Raw genomic sequence first — 15,166 nt, 5'->3', positions numbered from 1 at the left:
AGCGAAGCGTTGATGGTCTAAACCGGTGGCCGACCGCCATTGGCGGTCAGTTTTTAAAGCCTTAATTGAGAGATTCATAAAGCAAAATTATGCCATTGCAACAAGTCTATTATGCTTGACCGTAAAGGCCACCCCTTCGTTACATCCAAAACGGGAAGAATTTTTGAGCATCGCCTGATAATGTCTGAAAAGCTCGGGAGGACTTTATTAACTGATGAGCAAGTCCATCATAAGAATGCTCAAAGGCAAGACAATCGCATAGACAATTTAGAATTATGGTCCACCAATCAGCCCATTGGTGGACGTGTAAAGGATTTAATAATATGGGCTAAAGAGATAATAGCCATATATGGTGACGACGAAGCCGTATTTTAGTAGCCCGTCAGAAAGACCCTGTTAAAGCAGAATCAGCCCGGATTCTTTACGCCAAATACCTCGAAGCCCGGCAGGACGCCGAGTACAGCCAACTCAAAAAGGAGTGGCAGCTGCGGTACGGATAACTGGCCCGTTCTGCTATTGCCGTGTATCTTTGCACCTGTTAGTAGCAGTACCAATATGCTGCACCCAGATACGCGCCCAACACATAGCGACCTACCCAGATTATGCAACTCCTTGACGGCAAATTCCTTTCGGCACAAATCAAACTCGAAATCGCGGCTGAAGTCGCGCAAATACGCGAGCAGGGCGGTAAGATTCCGCATCTCGTAGCCATTCTGGTTGGCACCAAAGGGGCGTCGGAAACCTACGTAGCCTCTAAAATGAAAAGCTGCGAAGAGGTCGGGATGGCGTCCACCCTGATCCGGTTCGAACCCACGGTGACCGAAGCCGAACTGCTCGACAAGGTCCGCGAGGTCAACGAAAACCCCGACATGGACGGCCTGATCGTGCAACTCCCCCTCCCCGACCACATCAACCCCGACCGCGTCATGGAAACCATCGACCCGGCTAAAGATGTAGACGGGTTTCACCCGATCAACATTGGCCGTATGGCTAAAGGCTTACCGGCCTATGTCTCGGCAACCCCCCAGGGTGTGCTGGAAATGATAAAGCGGTACGACATCAAAACCGCTGGTAAGCACTGCGTGGTGGTAGGCCGCAGCCAGATCGTGGGGCTGCCGATGTCGATCCTGATGCAGCGCAACACGTATCCCGGCAACTGCACCGTAACGCTTACCCACAGCCGGACCCAGAACCTCGCCGAAATCTGCCGCTCCGCCGATATCCTGATTGCTGCCCTTGGCCGCCCTGAGTTCATCACCGGCGACATGGTCAAGGAAGGGGCTGTCGTCATCGATGTAGGTCTGGAGCGTGTACCCGACGCCAGCAAGAAAAGCGGCTTCGCCCTCAAAGGCGACGTAAAGTTCGATGAGGTAGCGCCTAAAGCGAGTTTCATTACCCCCGTTCCGGGTGGCGTTGGTCTCATGACGATCTGCTCCCTGATGCAGAATACCCTGAAAGCCGCCCGGCGGGAAGTGTACTGAGGACAATGATCCAGCCGTTCACGCCATTCCGTTTTAACGCTATTCTTACGTATACGGCCGATAAACAATTGAACGTTTCATCCATGATCGATTTGGATATTTACACATCCGTGCGTTTCCGGTAATTGCCATCCTTAACAAACTTTAACAGCCCGCCCCAACCCGGACGGGCTGTTTTTTGCGTATTTTTGACCATTAATCCAGGCAGGTTTCAACCTGCTTGTGTCCGTATCCATTAAAACAGGCTGAAACCTGTGTTACGCTAATCTCCACTCGTATGCCCTCATTCAAACGCCTGAACATCCTAACAGGCTGGCTTGTCTTCGCTGTCGCGCTGTTTACCTACACGATGACCGTTGAGCGAACAGCCAGTTTCTGGGATTGTGGCGAGTTCATTGCGTGTTCGTTCAAACTCCAGGTACCTCACCCGCCCGGTGCGCCGTTCTTCCTGCTGTTAGGCCGGATATTTTCCATGTTTTCGTTCGGCAACCTGACCAATGTAGCCTACTGGGTTAACATGGGATCGGTGCTGGCCAGTGCGTTTACCATTGCCTTCCTGTTCTGGACCATCACGATGCTGGCTCAGAAACTGCTCGGCCGGCCGGAAAGCGAGTTCTCCACGGCCGATACACTGCTCGTCATTGGTACCGGTGCTGTGGGTGCGCTAGCCTACACCTTCTCCGACACATTCTGGTTTTCGGCCGTCGAAGCCGAAGTGTACGGTATGTCGTCGTTTTTTACGGCTATTGTCGTATGGGCGGCTTTCAAGTGGGAACGTATTGAAGATGAAGCAGCCGCCAACCGCTGGTTGATTTTCATTGCCTACCTGACAGGGCTCTCCATCGGGGTTCACTTACTGAACCTCGTCACGCTACCCGCGCTGGCGCTGATCTATTACTTCAAGAAATACCCGAAGCCAACCTTCTGGGGTGGTGCGGCTGCCTTCGGCGTGGGTATGGTGATCCTGGGCATTATCAACTCGGGGATCATTCCGGGGTTGCCGGGGATGGCTTTTGCCGTAGAACGGTTCTTCGTCAACATCTTGGGGCTTCCGTTCAACTCGGGGATGGCGTTCTTCGTCGTGATCTTCCTCGGTGCCGTAACCTACGGTGTCATCTGGTCGGCCCGGCAAAAGCGGGCTATCCTCAACACGTCGATGCTGGCACTGGCGTTCGTCCTGATCGGTTACGCGTCGTACATGCAGGTGCTGGTGCGGGCTGACTTCAACCCGCCCATCAACGAGAATAAACCCGACGATGCGCTGAACTTCCTGTCATACCTGCGCCGGGAGCAGTACGGTAGCCGGTCGCTGCTCTATGGCCCGGTCTTTACGGCCCGCCCGATCGATCAGAAACAGGGCGCTCCGATGTGGAAAAAAGAAGGCAGCAAATATGTTGTGTTCGACCACCAGCCAGAATATATCTACGCCCCCGGCGATGAGATGCTGTTCCCCCGCGTATACAGCAGTCAGCAGAATCACCCGCAGTTATACCGGCAGATGCTGGGTCTGGCCGAAGGACAGAAGCCTACGATGGGCGACAACCTCAAGTTTCTCTTCAGTCATCAGCTGGGCCACATGTGGTGGCGCTACCTGATGTGGAACTTCACCGGGCGTGAGAGTGACGAAGAAGGCGCTGGCTACCTGCTGCCCTGGTCGTCGGATGAGGGTATCCCCGACCTGCTGAAGGCCAATAAAGCCCGCGACAACTTTTACATGCTGCCCTTCATGCTGGGCCTGTTCGGCATCGCCTTCCAGTATTTCCGCCGTCGGCGCGATTTCCTGATCGTGGGCCTGCTCTTCCTGTTTACCGGCATTGCATTGCAGATCTTCCTGAACTCCCCGCCCTCGGAACCCCGCGAACGGGATTATATCTACGTCGGCTCCTTCTATTTCTTCGCCATCTGGCTAGGCCTGGGCGTAATGTCCATCGCCGAAGGCTTGCGAACCTACCTCAAGTCGGACACGACCCGTAATGGCCTGGTCGTAGGGCTGTGTTTGCTCGTTCCGGTTATGATGGGTGCCAAAAGCTGGGACAACCACAACCGCGACAACCGCTATCAGTCGGTCGATTTTGCCAAGAACCTGCTCAACTCCTGCGCGCCGAACGCCATTCTCTTCACCGGTGGCGACAACGATACCTTCCCGCTCTGGTATGTTCAGGAAGTAGAAGGTTTCCGGCGCGACGTGCGGGTGTGTAACCTGAGTCTGCTCGGTACCGAATGGTACATCCAGCAGATGAAGCGCAAGACCTACGAATCGGAGGCACTGCCCATCTCGCTCGAATTCGACCAGTTCAACAAGGGCAAGAACGACATCGTACCGTTTTATGAAGTACCGGGCGTAAAAAACGGTATCGACCTGAAACAGTACATCAACCTGATCAGAACCAGTAGCCCCGCCATTCAGGTGCCGCTGACCAATGGCGACATGACCAGCGTACTGCCTTCGTCGGTGTTGTTCCTGCCCATTGACAAAGCGGCCATCGACAAGGCCAACTTCGTACCGGCGGCACTGAAGCCCTTTATGAAAGATACGCTGCAGTGGACCATTGGCAAGAAGGATCTCTACAAACCGGATCTGATCATGCTCGACATGATCGCAACCAACAACTGGAAGCGGCCGATCTACTTCTCGAGCACCCTCGCCAGCGACAACTACCTGAGTCTGAAAAATTACATGCAGCTGGAAGGGTACGCCTACCGACTGATGCCGGTTGCGGTTCCGGGCGCGTCGGACGGGTATGTCAACTCCGACATCATGTATACCAACATGACCAAGAAGACGTTCTGGCGTGAGTTCGACAATCCGGATGTGTACTATGATGAGACCTACAAAGGACCACCGGTTATCTCAGCCCGCATTGCGTTCTTCCGGCTGGCCGACCAGTTTATCCGGGAAGAAAAACCCGCTAAAGCGAAAGAAGTGCTGGATTACTCGCTGAAGGTCATTCCCGACAAGAGCATTCCTTACGACCAGATCTCGTCGAACTACGTCCGGTTTTACTTCAGCGTAGGCGATACGAAACGGGCGCTCGACATTGCCGAAACCATGGCTAAGCGCGCTGACCAGAACCTGACCTATGCTAAATCGGGCAATGGTCGTTTTGGCAGCCCGGATGCTGATCTGTATGTGCTGCAAACCATTGTGGAAGCGTGCAAAGAAGCTAAGCAAACGGCAGCTGCCAATAAATACGAGGCCATCTTCCAGAAGCATATCAACACATTCGGTTGATTGAGCTGGTTAGGTTTTCGCTGAATTCAAACGCCAGTCAGCCCCGGAAACCAACGTGTTTCCGGGGCTGACTGGCGTATAGGGATAATCGGTTGCCCGGCTACCACGCCTGAGACGCTGACAGGCACCCCGGCGTGAAGAGATTGTCGGTTATTTTTTTACGCATATAGTAAACCTAATTGACTATCTATGCGTTCAGCCACTAACTCCGATAATTCATCTCCCTGTTCACTCACTTATGGAGGCAAATCTTTCCGCCACTTCACCCGCCGTGCCAACGGGTTTTATTCGCTTTATTATTGTCTTCACGGCCATTTCGGCCGCCGTTATGGAGCTTATTGACGTCACGATCGTCAACGTAGCCCTCAACGAAATTTCCGGTGCCTTAGGGGCAACCATCGAAGATGTGGCCTGGGTAGTAACGTCCTATGCCATAGCCAATGTCATCATCATACCCATGACCGGGTTCCTGGGCGATTACTTCGGGCGGAAACGGTACTACGTGGGGTCCATCATTCTGTTTACTATCGCTTCTTACTTCTGCGCCAGCTCAACAAGTTTGTGGGAACTGGTATTCTGGCGTTTCATTCAGGGCATAGGTGGAGGAGCCCTGCTTTCTACCTCGCAGGGCATCATTTTCGATGCCTTTCCTCCGGCAAAACGAGGAGTAGCTTCCGGTATTTTTGGTATGGGTATTATCCTTGGGCCGACCCTGGGGCCATTTCTGGGTGGTATCATCGTCGACAATTACCACTGGTCGTACATTTTCTATGTCAACGTACCGATTGGTATTCTGGCAACCCTGATGACCATTCTATACATTGCCAAAAAGCCCGGTGAAGGCACGCGGAAGAGTCAGATCAAGATCGATTACCTCGGAATTTCCCTACTGGCCGTCGGCGTAGGCTCTTTGCAGTACGTACTGGAGAAAGGGCAGTCTGACGACTGGTTCGAGTCAAATACCATTGTGGCGCTAACGTTCACCGCTGTCGTAGGACTGGTAGGGTTCGTCTGGCGGCAACTAACCACCGCGCACCCGGTGGTCAACCTGCGGGTGCTGGGTAAGGGGACACTTGGCGTAACTACTATTTTCAGCTTTGTGGCAGGCCTCGGGCTGTTCACGTCCGTATTTGTGTACCCGGTACTGGTGCAGCGTATCAACGGCTTTTCGCCCACGATGACGGGTATTTCCCTGCTCTGGCCTACGCTGGTTGGTATTCCGCTGTTCCCGCTTATCGGTAAACGCCTGTCCGTCGGCGCGTCTCCGCTGCCGTTTATCATTGTTGGTATGTGTACGTTTGTCGTGTTTGGTTTTTACAGCGGCACCCTGAATGGTCAGGCTGACCAGTGGGATTTTTTCTGGCCGCAGATGATGCGGGTTCTGGGCGTTACCATGCTGCAGTTACCACTCATCAACCAGGCGGTGGCAGGCCTGCCACCCCAGGACTTCCCATCGGCAATCGCCCTCAACAATATGATTCGCCAGTTGGGTGGCGCGTTCGGTATTGCGCTGGCTAACACCTTCGTTACCCGTAGCTATGCCCAGCATCGATACGATCTGGTCAGCAATCTGGACCCGTCCAACCCTTTGCTTACCGAGCGCCTGAACCTACTGGGTGGCGCCAGTGCCCGGGCTTATAAACTGATTGATCTGGCTGTCGATAAGCAGGCTTACCTGCTGGCTTATCTGGACACGTTCCGGTTGGTTGGCCTCTTTTTCCTCCTCATTCTGCCGCTGGTTTATTTCCTGCGGACAAAGAAGAAATCGGCCGCCGAGATAGCTCTGGCCGCTCAGGCCATGTTGGAAGCCCATTGATTATCGTCTTACCTATTCAGGATTTCAGGTATCCTGGCCGGTAGTATCCTGGCCGGCCAGATTCAACAAAAAAGCCTCCGTCAATGATGACAGAGGCTTTTTTGTGGTTAAACAGAAATAACCGGTCAAATCAACCGTGGAAGAAATCCTTCATTTTGTCGAAGAATCCTTTTTCATTCTTGTTAGGACGTGGCTGGAAGTTCGGTGAGTTACGCAGTTTCTCCAGGATAGAGCGCTCTTCAGCCGACAGCATTTTTGGGGTCCACACGTTGACATGAACGATCTGATCGCCCCGGCCATACCCGTTCAGTTCCTTGATGCCTTTGCCTTTCAGGCGCAGCATCTTGCCGCTTTGTGTTCCCGCTTCGAGCGTAATGCGGGCCTTGCCGTCGATCGTTGGCACCTCGACGCTTGTACCAATGGCGGCATCGACAAAGTTGATATACAAGTCGAACACCACGTTGCTACCATCGCGCTTGAGGTCGGCATCCTCTTCTTCCTCAACAACGATGAGCAGATCGCCCGCCACACCACCGCGGGGAGGGACATTTCCTTTGCCACCTACCGACAGTTGAATACCTTCCGATACACCGGCAGGAATTTTAATGGGAATAACGTCCTCCTGCAGCACACGACCTTCGCCGAAACAAACGTCGCAGCGGTCGGTCACCAGTTTACCTTCGCCATTACAGGTTGGACAGGTACTCGTCGATACCATCTGGCCGAGCATGGTGTTGACGACCTTACGCGTCTGCCCGGTACCACTACAAGTCGAGCAGGTCTGCACAGCGGTACCATTTTTAGAACCGTTGCCTCCGCAGGTCGTACAGGACACGTGTCGCTTGACCTTTATTTTTTTCTCAACGCCATTGGCGATTTCCTGCAGGTTCAGCTTGAGTTTAATGCGCAGGTCAGAACCCCGCCGAACGCGTTGGCGCTGGCCACCGCCACCCTGAGCTCCCCGGAAGAAGCCACCGAATGGGGAATCGTCGCCGAATACATCGCCAAACTGGCTGAAAATATCTTCCATCGACGGACCGCCGGGGCCATAGCCCCCGCCCCCCGCAGCCCCCGCCATACCGGCATGACCAAACTGGTCGTATCGGGCTTTTTTGTTCGCGTCGTTCAGTACATCGTAGGCCTCGGCGGCTTCCTTGAACTTCTCCTCGGCGGTAGGATCGTCGGGGTTTTTATCCGGATGGTATTTGATAGCCATCTTGCGATAGGCTTTTTTCAAATCCTCCGCCGAGACGTTCTTATCGACGCCCAGTATCTCGTAATAATCGCGCTTCGTTGCCATATCTTTCAATGCTGAATGATCGAATGACTGAATGAGAGAATAGCACTTGACAGCCTGTTCTTTCCTTCAGTCATTCGCTTCATTCAATCATTATGTTAGCTTCCTACAATCACTTTTGCAAACCGAATAACCTTGTCATTCAGATAGTATCCTTTTTCTATTTCGTCGATCACCTTGCCTTTGAGGTCGTCGGAAGGTGCCGGGAACTGTGTTACCGACTCATGAAGGTCAGCATTGAAAGGCTCACCTTTCGAAACCATGGGCTTCAGCCCTTTGCCTTCCAGCGTTTTGTACAACTTGGTATAAATGAGCGAAACGCCTTCTTTCAGGGCCGTAACATCATTGGTATTTTCGATGGACTGCATCGCCCGCTCAAAATCGTCGACAACCGGAATCAGCGCCTGCAAGACCCCTTCATTGGCATTGCTGATGAGTTCGAGTTTTTCCTTGGCCGTACGCCGACGGAAGTTCTCAAAATCAGCATATAGACGCAGGTACTTGTCTTTAAGTTCGGCGATCTCGCGGCTGGACGAATCAACGACGGCTTCCTGAGCTACCGGCTCGTCGTTATCGTCGGTCGGCTCTCCGCCGTTGACAGTTACCGCTTCGTCGGTCGTTAGTTCGTCGGTAGACGCCTGGGGAGCGTCAGCAGTCAGGTTGTCAGGCAATTGGGTATCAGTGGACTGTTTGTGGTCCGTTGTGTCTTTATTTTCCATTGATGAACTACTATTTCTCTTCCAGAAATTCATATGCAAAGATGGGCAAAACACCGGCCAAAACCACGCTGACTGCCAACTTGGCACATTCCTGACCCTGAACATTTAAGGCCTGGTGCGGAGAATGACGAATTTTTTAGCTGTTTCTTTCTGTTTATCCCGTACAACGAATCTGAATAGAGTTTTACATCGTTCTGAATTTCGTGCAGTTGAGTAGCCTGATAAATCCTGGACGGTAGTATCCCGGACGGCCACGTCCGGGTGTAAACAGAACCTATTCTCACCCGGACGTGGCCGTCCGGGATACATCATCCTATGCATTCATCCAAAGCGCGTTATGCCCAGCTTATCAAGGCCAAAGCACAGGAGCTGGGCTTCGATTTTTGTGGTATCGCCAACGCCGACTTTCTGGAAGAAGAAGCCCCCTTACTGGAAACCTGGCTGAAGAATGGCATGCATGGCCAGATGAATTACATGGCCAACCACTTCGACAAACGGCTCGACCCGCGGTTACTGGTCGACGGCGCGAAATCGGTCGTGACGATGCTGCTCAACTACTACCCCGCCCAGCGCCTGCCCGAGGGCGAGGCCGATTACAAGCTATCGAAGTATGCGTACGGGGAAGACTATCATTTTGTCATTAAAGACAAGCTCAACAGCCTGATGAACTACATACAGGCCGAAATCGGAGAGGTTGGCGGACGCGCCTTCGTCGACTCGGCCCCGGTGATGGACAAAGCATGGGCCCGGCGAGCCGGTCTGGGTTGGGTTGGCAAACATTCGAACCTCATCAACCGGTCGATCGGCTCCTTCTTTTTCATCGCTGAACTGATCCTTGACCTCGACCTGGAGCCCGACGGGCCTATCACCGACTATTGCGGCACCTGTACCCGCTGCATTGACGCCTGCCCCACCGAAGCCATCGTCGGTCCTTACGTAGTGGATGGCAGTAAATGTATTTCCTATTTCACGATCGAGCTGAAAGAAGCCATTCCCGGCGAAGTCCGGGGTCAGTTCGACAACTGGGTCTTCGGCTGCGATATCTGCCAGGATGTATGCCCCTGGAACCGGTTTGCCCGGCCCCACAAAACCCCCGCCTTCGATCCCCATCCCGATCTGGCGACGTTTACCCGAACCGATTGGGAAGAAATCACGGAGGACGTCTTTCGGGAGGTCTTCCGGCGGTCGGCAGTAAAACGTACCAAACTGGCCGGACTACAGCGCAACGTGGCCTTCAGCCAGCCTGCTCTACCAGAACCTAATAAGCCGGATGACGGTCAAACAGGATGACATATTGGTTTGTTGCTTTAGTCCGGAGCCGCTGGTTTGCCCCGGGCCAACGTACCCCATCCTAATTCACTATGCTACGTGACCGTGCACAGACGAAAAAACGGCTGATCGAAGCGGTAGGTCAGGTTATTACCGAAGACGGTTTTGACCAGCTGGGGATCAACCGGGTTTCCAGCCGGGCAGGCATCAATAAAGTTCTGATCTACCGTTATTTCGGTGGCCTTCCCGGCCTGATCGAAGCCTATTTCGAAAGCAGTAGTCCGGTTAAGTCCGCCCCCCTACCCGACACCGAACAGCTGAAGGACGCGTCTCTGGACGAAATTTTCGATGCCTGTTACCAGTTCCTCATCACTGATTACCGGCTGGCACGAAACAATCCGGAAGCCGGAGAACTCCTGAGGGCCAACCTCCTCAATGCCGGCAACGTAAACCACCCGGCCGCTGCCGAAAAGGAAAATCAGCTGCAACAACTGGTCGATGATCTTTCCGGCATCGTCAACACCGGCAATGGCCGGGCGTTTGCAGCCATCGTCCTGAGCGGCATGAGCCTGCTGACGCTTTTAAGTCAGCAAAAACGGACAATCTTCGGCATCGACCTCAGTTCCGAGGAGGGCTGGTCGCAAATTGAAGTCGCAGCAAAAAATATTTACCGGGGAGCATACCTGGTCGCCAAAGAGCGGCTAGACGACCGGGGCGAAGAACCGGCCTAGCGCATCACCCACCCGCCAGACCTCTTCAAAGGTGTTATATAACGGGGTTGGGGCCAGCCGGATGCAATTGGGTTCGCGCCAGTCGCCAATGATACCCGCTTCGGTCAGGTGGGTGAAAAGGGCTTTGCCCTGCCTGCGTACCAGCAGCGACAACTGACAGCCCCGCTGGTTGGGATCGTCGGGGGTTAGCACCTGTACTTCCGGGAAGGGAGCCAGCACATATTCCAGGTAACCCGTTAGCTGCTCGCTTTTCCGGCGAAGAGCGGCCATGCCAGCCTCTGCCGTGATGCGCAGCGCGGCCCGATGCAGCGCCAGCGCCGGTATGTTGGGCGTGCTGAGCTGCCAGCCGTCGGCACCCGCTGCGGGCAGGAATCCCGGCGTCATCTCGAAACGTTTGTCTTCCCGGTAACCCCACCAGCCTGCCAGCCGGGGCAGCTGGCGATCATGGTGTTTCTCATGCACAAACACGCCCGACACCGCACCGGGGCCTCCGTTGAGGTACTTATACGAACACCAGGTAGCAAAATCGACCCCCCAGTCGTGGAGTCGTACCGGCACGTTACCGATGGCATGAGCCAGATCGAACCCAACCGGAATGCAATGCTGCCGGGCGGTTTCGGCAATAGCCGCCATGTTATACACCTGGCCGGTGTAGTAATTGAGACCACTCATCCAGATCACCGCCAGTTCGCCGGCATGTTCGGCAATGGCACGCTGGATATCGGTGGTGTGAATAAGCCCGTCGTCGGGGCGGGGCGCAATCTCGATCAGCGCATCGGCGGGGTCGAAGCCACGGTGTTTCAGATGGGTCTCCAGCGCATACTGGTCCGAGGGGAAGTCGCCTTTGATGGTCAGGATCTTGTACTTGCCCGGATCGTCTGGCGTGGTACCCGGAGAAGGCTGGTAGAACGAGGCCAGCAGCAGGTGGATATTGACCGTCAGCGCATTCATCGGACACACTTCAGCCGGTTCGGCACCCAGAATAGCCGACAGCGCTTCCTTGCAGGTGGCATGGTAGCCCAGCCAGGTCTGTTCAGCGAGTTCGGCTTCGGGAGTCTCGTCCCCGTCGGGTCCCGCCCCCTCGAACCACCCTTCCACACCCAGCTGCTGCCAGGTCGCCAGTTCCCGTTCAAGGGCCGCCCGTGCCGATTTCGGCTGTAGCCCGAGGGAATTACCACAGAGGTAGGTCAGCGGCTGGCCGTTGCGCTCGGGGATGTGAAATCGATCCCGGAACGGACGAAGTGGATCAGCGCTATCGAGGGCCCGGGCAAAAGCGAGCGTATTTTCGTAAGTCATTCAAGTTGTTTGTTGGGGCCTATCAGCTACTCTCTGCTAGCAGGCGGTGAATATAGGCATCAATGCCCTTTCAACACGACTTGATCTGGAATACCCGCTATGCGTTTTCAGGCGATGACTACCTTAACAGGCTGAGTGACGCAGACTCAGTTGGGTTGAAAACGTTAAAGGAAATACGTTTTCGGTGATCAAACTGGTTTGCCTGCCAGGCTCGGATTTGGCCCTGTTCTTCGCTCAGTGCAAGGGACTTATTAAAATCGGCAATTATATTATCAGCCCGATCAAGGCCATGCTTGGTACCAAACGTGAGTTCGGGTTTAGATTTGGCCCGTAGGGCCTTCACAGCGTAGCGTTGGTAGAAGAAGCCATTTTCAGGAAATGTGTGCCGTCAGGTACATAACGGTTATGTACCTGACGGCACATGGACGCTGCTGAAATCAAATCTTGCTACCGACGCTGCGCTGTGAAGGCCCTAACGGGCCAGAACGAAGGCAGCTTAATGCCGAATTCACGTTACCAACGAAAAACGATTCCGGCTTAAGTAGGCTGAAGTAATCTAGTGGCGACTGTTGCCCCTAGTCATTGATAAATACAAAGCATATAAACAGCAAAACAACACCAGGCGCGTATGACGATTCCAAGTGTTGTTGAATAACTAGATTTATATAAAGGGATTAATATTGGGTATTTTGCTCATTTGTACAAGACAAATGTATAGGTATAGTACAAATTCACCTCTTACGTATTGTCTTAATATTTATTCGTTGGGTGAAGCCAATACAGCCGCCCGTCTGTACGACTCGCTCAAAGCGAATCCAAACGTCAATGGGTAATTTTTTTGTATAGGCCTTTGGTATTACATAAGTATCATATCTGTCACCTGACTCGGTTTGTATCTGATAACCTCCTGAGCAGCCGGAAACCGAGTCATAATAAGTGAGAACTGTGGCTTTTGTTTCATCCGGACCGATTGATTCACAGCCTGTAAAAACCACGATAAGCAGTATAGAAAGGAGCGCTTTCATAATAGTGCGTGCTTTAGGACCAAAGATTCTTTAAGCATCAAAAGGATTGTATAAATTATTGTACAAGTAAACGTTACGTTAACCCATCGTTGTTTATATACGTATTATTTGCGTTGGATAAGATGAGGTTTGCCTCATAAAGATACACAAAACTTTGACTAGTTACTAGATGGCGACAGTGGTGGAAACGTATCGAGCCGATCGTAATCCAGGAACAGCCCCAAGTCACGCAGATACTCGTCGGTTTAGGTGATCTGAACGTGGCGACTTTGGTTTTTCTGTTAGCTTCCTACGCTTAGTTGCCCGGCACATACACCGCATTAACCCAATATTGGTAGTACTGCATCAGGGGGATTCAACTAAACTGGCTACCTGAACGAGTAGTTTACGTCGGTTTCAAGCGGGTCCCACTACGGTTATCAGGTCACAAACGCTGCCATTTATTCGCCATTACGACAGCCCCTTAAACGAAAAACGCCTAAATCGATATGATTTAAGCGTTTTTTGTGTGACCACGGGGAGATTCGAACTCCCAAGCCTTGCAGCACCACCCCCTCAAGATGGCGTGTCTACCAATTTCACCACGTGGCCAATTCCCTGATTGCGGGTGCAAAGATATGATTTTGGTTGTCCTTTGCAAAAGCATGTCTACAAACTTTCCTCTTTTTTAGGCCCTCATGGCCAAAAAACGGGCAAAATTTCGTACTTTTATCTTTCCAAATCATTAAAATAGCCTGACAGTTATGGCACTGGAAATAGTCGGAAAACTAATAAAAGTCTTACCCGAAGTATCGGGACAAAGTCAAAAAGGTCCGTGGAGCAAGCAGGAATTTGTCCTCGAAACGCTCGACGCATCGTATCCCAAGAAAGTATGTTTAACCGCCTGGGGCGATAAAGTAGCTGACCTGAAGCAGTTTGGCGATGGCGACACGCTTAAAGCAACTTTCAGCGCTGAGTCACGGGAATACAACGAACGTTGGTACACCGAACTACGGGCTTTCCGTATCGAGTCAGCTGAAGGGGCCAGCGCCGATGCAGGTTCTGGCTACTCGGCACCGGCGCGTCCGGCGGCCCAGCCATCCCAGCCACGGCCTGCCCAGCAGAGCCAGCCTGCTGCTATGCCGTTCAACACGACTTTCGACGACGAGAGCAACGATCTGCCCTTCTAACACAGGGCGAAAAAAGGAAGGGGAGAAAAAGGAAAAAGATTGCCGTTTAACGCTTTCTTCATCCCTTTTCTCCCCTTCCTACTTGGTGATCCGGCTGGGATTCGAACCCAGGACCCATACATTAAAAGTGTATTGCTCTACCAGCTGAGCTACCAAATCATTGTTCGAAGCAGCAACCGTTGCCGTATGCCATTCCGTAATTGTGGTGCAAAACTATGGCCTCAATTTATTCAAAGCAAGCCCTCCCCCTTAAAATAAGCCTATTTTTTTGTTGGATGGCTCTTTCGACAAGCGCCTGGGCAGGGCCTCGGGAGACGATCCGGCAGGCCGATTCGTTGTTTGCGGCTGGTTATGAGGCCGATGCTGCCCAGCTTTACGAAACAGCCCTTGCCGACGGCCACACCGCCACCGACCCTATGCTGCTGAAGCTGGCCAGCGCCTACGAAGGGCAAAACGATGTGCCCCATCTGCTTTACTACCTCCAGATCTATTTCAACCGCCACCCTGACGACGCCGTTCTCCGGAAGATGAACGACATTGCCCGGGCCAATAACCTCAACGGCTACGAAACCGACGACCTGAATTATTTCTACCTGTTCTACCGCAAGTACGGCCTTTACCTCCTGCTCTTCCTGCTCATTCCCGGCGGCTATGTGTTCAGCGTGCTGGTGATGAAACGGTTTCGAAAGCAGGCCGTCGACCAGCGACAGAAGTGGGTGGTGCTGTTCTACCTGGTGCTTCTGCTGCTCTTCGTCAACTTACCGGAAGGGGTTCAGTCGGGCATTACGAGCCGCGACCGCGTTCTACTGCGAACCGACCCATCAGCAGCGGCCCCCGTTAGCGAAGTCATCGGACGGGGCCACAAGGTCAACATACTGGGTAGCCAGGATATCTACCTGCGTGTCCTCTGGCGCAACGAACTGTATTACATCCGCCGGGATAATGTGTGGGTGATTTAATTAGTCGTAATAGTCATAAGTCGTTAAGAGAGTCGTAAGTCGTAGAAGTCGTAAGGCGTAGAAGTCGTAAGTCGTAGAAGTCGTAGAAGTCGTAAGGGGCTGACGCGCGTATGTTGCTTTCGCGTCAGCCCCTTACGACTTCTACGACTTCTACGACTTACGACTTCTACGA

Annotated in this window: 13 protein-coding genes and 2 tRNA genes; 9 read left to right on the top strand and 6 right to left on the bottom strand. The window is 53.1% G+C overall.

Features of this window, described 5'->3' with window-relative positions; translation table 11 throughout:
• Positions 1-111: 111 nt before the first annotated feature.
• The 5 genes from FH603_RS25050 (at position 112) to FH603_RS25035 (ending at position 6,529) form a co-directional block, all read left to right on the top strand.
• The gene (locus FH603_RS25050) at positions 112-375 is read left to right on the top strand and encodes an HNH endonuclease (RefSeq protein WP_186741430.1); all 264 of its coding nucleotides are present in this window, start codon (positions 112-114) and stop codon (positions 373-375) included.
• On the top strand, positions 369-500 hold the full coding sequence (locus FH603_RS29335; protein WP_394366408.1) for a DUF4385 family protein: 132 nt from the start codon (positions 369-371) through the stop codon (positions 498-500). The genes FH603_RS25050 and FH603_RS29335 overlap by 7 nt, the downstream gene beginning before the upstream one ends.
• Positions 501-602: 102 nt before the next feature.
• On the top strand, positions 603-1,481 hold the full coding sequence (locus tag FH603_RS25045; RefSeq protein ID WP_186741428.1) for a bifunctional 5,10-methylenetetrahydrofolate dehydrogenase/5,10-methenyltetrahydrofolate cyclohydrolase: 879 nt from the start codon (positions 603-605) through the stop codon (positions 1,479-1,481).
• Positions 1,482-1,758: 277 nt separating this feature from the next.
• Complete coding sequence (locus FH603_RS25040) at positions 1,759-4,713, top strand: glycosyltransferase family 117 protein (protein WP_186741426.1); 2,955 nt, start codon at positions 1,759-1,761, stop codon at positions 4,711-4,713.
• 238 nt (positions 4,714-4,951) lie between these two features.
• Positions 4,952-6,529 (top strand): DHA2 family efflux MFS transporter permease subunit, encoded by a 1,578-nt coding sequence (locus tag FH603_RS25035; RefSeq protein ID WP_186741424.1) that lies wholly within the window; start codon positions 4,952-4,954, stop codon positions 6,527-6,529.
• 130 nt (positions 6,530-6,659) lie between these two features.
• Here the strand turns inward: FH603_RS25035 and dnaJ are convergent, their stop codons facing one another.
• Together dnaJ and FH603_RS25025 are read right to left on the bottom strand one after the other, a co-directional pair.
• Entirely contained in the window at positions 6,660-7,829 is a 1,170-nt protein-coding gene (gene dnaJ, locus FH603_RS25030) for a molecular chaperone DnaJ (protein WP_186741422.1), read from the bottom strand.
• A 95-nt stretch (positions 7,830-7,924) separates the two neighbouring features.
• A complete protein-coding gene (locus tag FH603_RS25025) occupies positions 7,925-8,545 on the bottom strand; it encodes a nucleotide exchange factor GrpE (RefSeq protein WP_186741420.1) in 621 nt (206 codons plus the stop codon).
• Between the two features lie 315 nt (positions 8,546-8,860).
• On the opposite strand from FH603_RS25025, the gene queG reads away from it, so the two are divergent.
• Entirely contained in the window at positions 8,861-9,835 is a 975-nt protein-coding gene (gene queG / locus FH603_RS25020; protein WP_186741417.1) for a tRNA epoxyqueuosine(34) reductase QueG, read from the top strand.
• Between the two features lie 71 nt (positions 9,836-9,906).
• Complete coding sequence (locus FH603_RS25015; protein WP_186741415.1) at positions 9,907-10,545, top strand: TetR/AcrR family transcriptional regulator; 639 nt, start codon at positions 9,907-9,909, stop codon at positions 10,543-10,545.
• On the opposite strand, the gene kynU is transcribed toward FH603_RS25015, so the two are convergent.
• From kynU to FH603_RS25000, 3 genes are all read right to left on the bottom strand, one after another.
• Positions 10,516-11,841, bottom strand: a complete 1,326-nt coding sequence (gene kynU / locus FH603_RS25010) for a kynureninase (protein ID WP_186741413.1) — start codon at positions 11,839-11,841, stop codon at positions 10,516-10,518. The two genes, FH603_RS25015 and kynU, sit on opposite strands and share 30 nt — an antisense overlap.
• Positions 11,842-12,572: 731 nt before the next feature.
• Positions 12,573-12,866, bottom strand: coding sequence for a hypothetical protein (locus FH603_RS25005; protein ID WP_186741411.1), 294 nt, complete (start codon positions 12,864-12,866; stop codon positions 12,573-12,575).
• 509 nt (positions 12,867-13,375) lie between these two features.
• Positions 13,376-13,457: transfer RNA gene (locus FH603_RS25000), tRNA-Leu, on the bottom strand.
• 152 nt (positions 13,458-13,609) lie between these two features.
• On the opposite strand from FH603_RS25000, the gene FH603_RS24995 reads away from it, so the two are divergent.
• Positions 13,610-14,035, top strand: a complete 426-nt coding sequence (locus FH603_RS24995; protein WP_186741409.1) for a DUF3127 domain-containing protein — start codon at positions 13,610-13,612, stop codon at positions 14,033-14,035.
• A gap of 83 nt (positions 14,036-14,118) precedes the next feature.
• Here FH603_RS24995 and FH603_RS24990 read toward each other — a convergent pair.
• A tRNA-Lys gene (locus tag FH603_RS24990) sits at positions 14,119-14,194 on the bottom strand.
• A gap of 116 nt (positions 14,195-14,310) precedes the next feature.
• Between FH603_RS24990 and FH603_RS24985 the strand changes: the two genes are divergently transcribed.
• Complete coding sequence (locus FH603_RS24985) at positions 14,311-14,994, top strand: hypothetical protein (RefSeq protein WP_186741407.1); 684 nt, start codon at positions 14,311-14,313, stop codon at positions 14,992-14,994.
• Positions 14,995-15,166: the final 172 nt, after the last annotated feature.

It is taken from the genome of Spirosoma utsteinense (assembly GCF_014282275.1).
Taxonomy (GTDB): domain Bacteria; phylum Bacteroidota; class Bacteroidia; order Cytophagales; family Spirosomataceae; genus Spirosoma; species Spirosoma utsteinense.
This window is presented reverse-complemented; position numbering and strand designations above follow the sequence as displayed.

What these genes read in the sequence shown, in the direction of transcription:
- FH603_RS25025 (WP_186741420.1), bottom strand. Translation starts at nt 8,545, where the DNA reads ATGGAAAATAAAGACACAACGGACCACAAACAGTCCACTGATACCCAA.
- FH603_RS25005 (WP_186741411.1), bottom strand. Translation starts at nt 12,866, where the DNA reads ATGAAAGCGCTCCTTTCTATACTGCTTATCGTGGTTTTTACAGGCTGT.
- FH603_RS25045 (WP_186741428.1), top strand. Translation starts at nt 603, where the DNA reads ATGCAACTCCTTGACGGCAAATTCCTTTCGGCACAAATCAAACTCGAA.
- FH603_RS25035 (WP_186741424.1), top strand. Translation starts at nt 4,952, where the DNA reads ATGGAGGCAAATCTTTCCGCCACTTCACCCGCCGTGCCAACGGGTTTT.
- kynU (WP_186741413.1), bottom strand. Translation starts at nt 11,841, where the DNA reads ATGACTTACGAAAATACGCTCGCTTTTGCCCGGGCCCTCGATAGCGCT.
- FH603_RS25015 (WP_186741415.1), top strand. Translation starts at nt 9,907, where the DNA reads ATGCTACGTGACCGTGCACAGACGAAAAAACGGCTGATCGAAGCGGTA.
- FH603_RS24995 (WP_186741409.1), top strand. Translation starts at nt 13,610, where the DNA reads ATGGCACTGGAAATAGTCGGAAAACTAATAAAAGTCTTACCCGAAGTA.
- FH603_RS25040 (WP_186741426.1), top strand. Translation starts at nt 1,759, where the DNA reads ATGCCCTCATTCAAACGCCTGAACATCCTAACAGGCTGGCTTGTCTTC.
- FH603_RS25050 (WP_186741430.1), top strand. Translation starts at nt 112, where the DNA reads ATGCTTGACCGTAAAGGCCACCCCTTCGTTACATCCAAAACGGGAAGA.
- dnaJ (WP_186741422.1), bottom strand. Translation starts at nt 7,829, where the DNA reads ATGGCAACGAAGCGCGATTATTACGAGATACTGGGCGTCGATAAGAAC.
- queG (WP_186741417.1), top strand. Translation starts at nt 8,861, where the DNA reads ATGCATTCATCCAAAGCGCGTTATGCCCAGCTTATCAAGGCCAAAGCA.
- FH603_RS24985 (WP_186741407.1), top strand. Translation starts at nt 14,311, where the DNA reads ATGGCTCTTTCGACAAGCGCCTGGGCAGGGCCTCGGGAGACGATCCGG.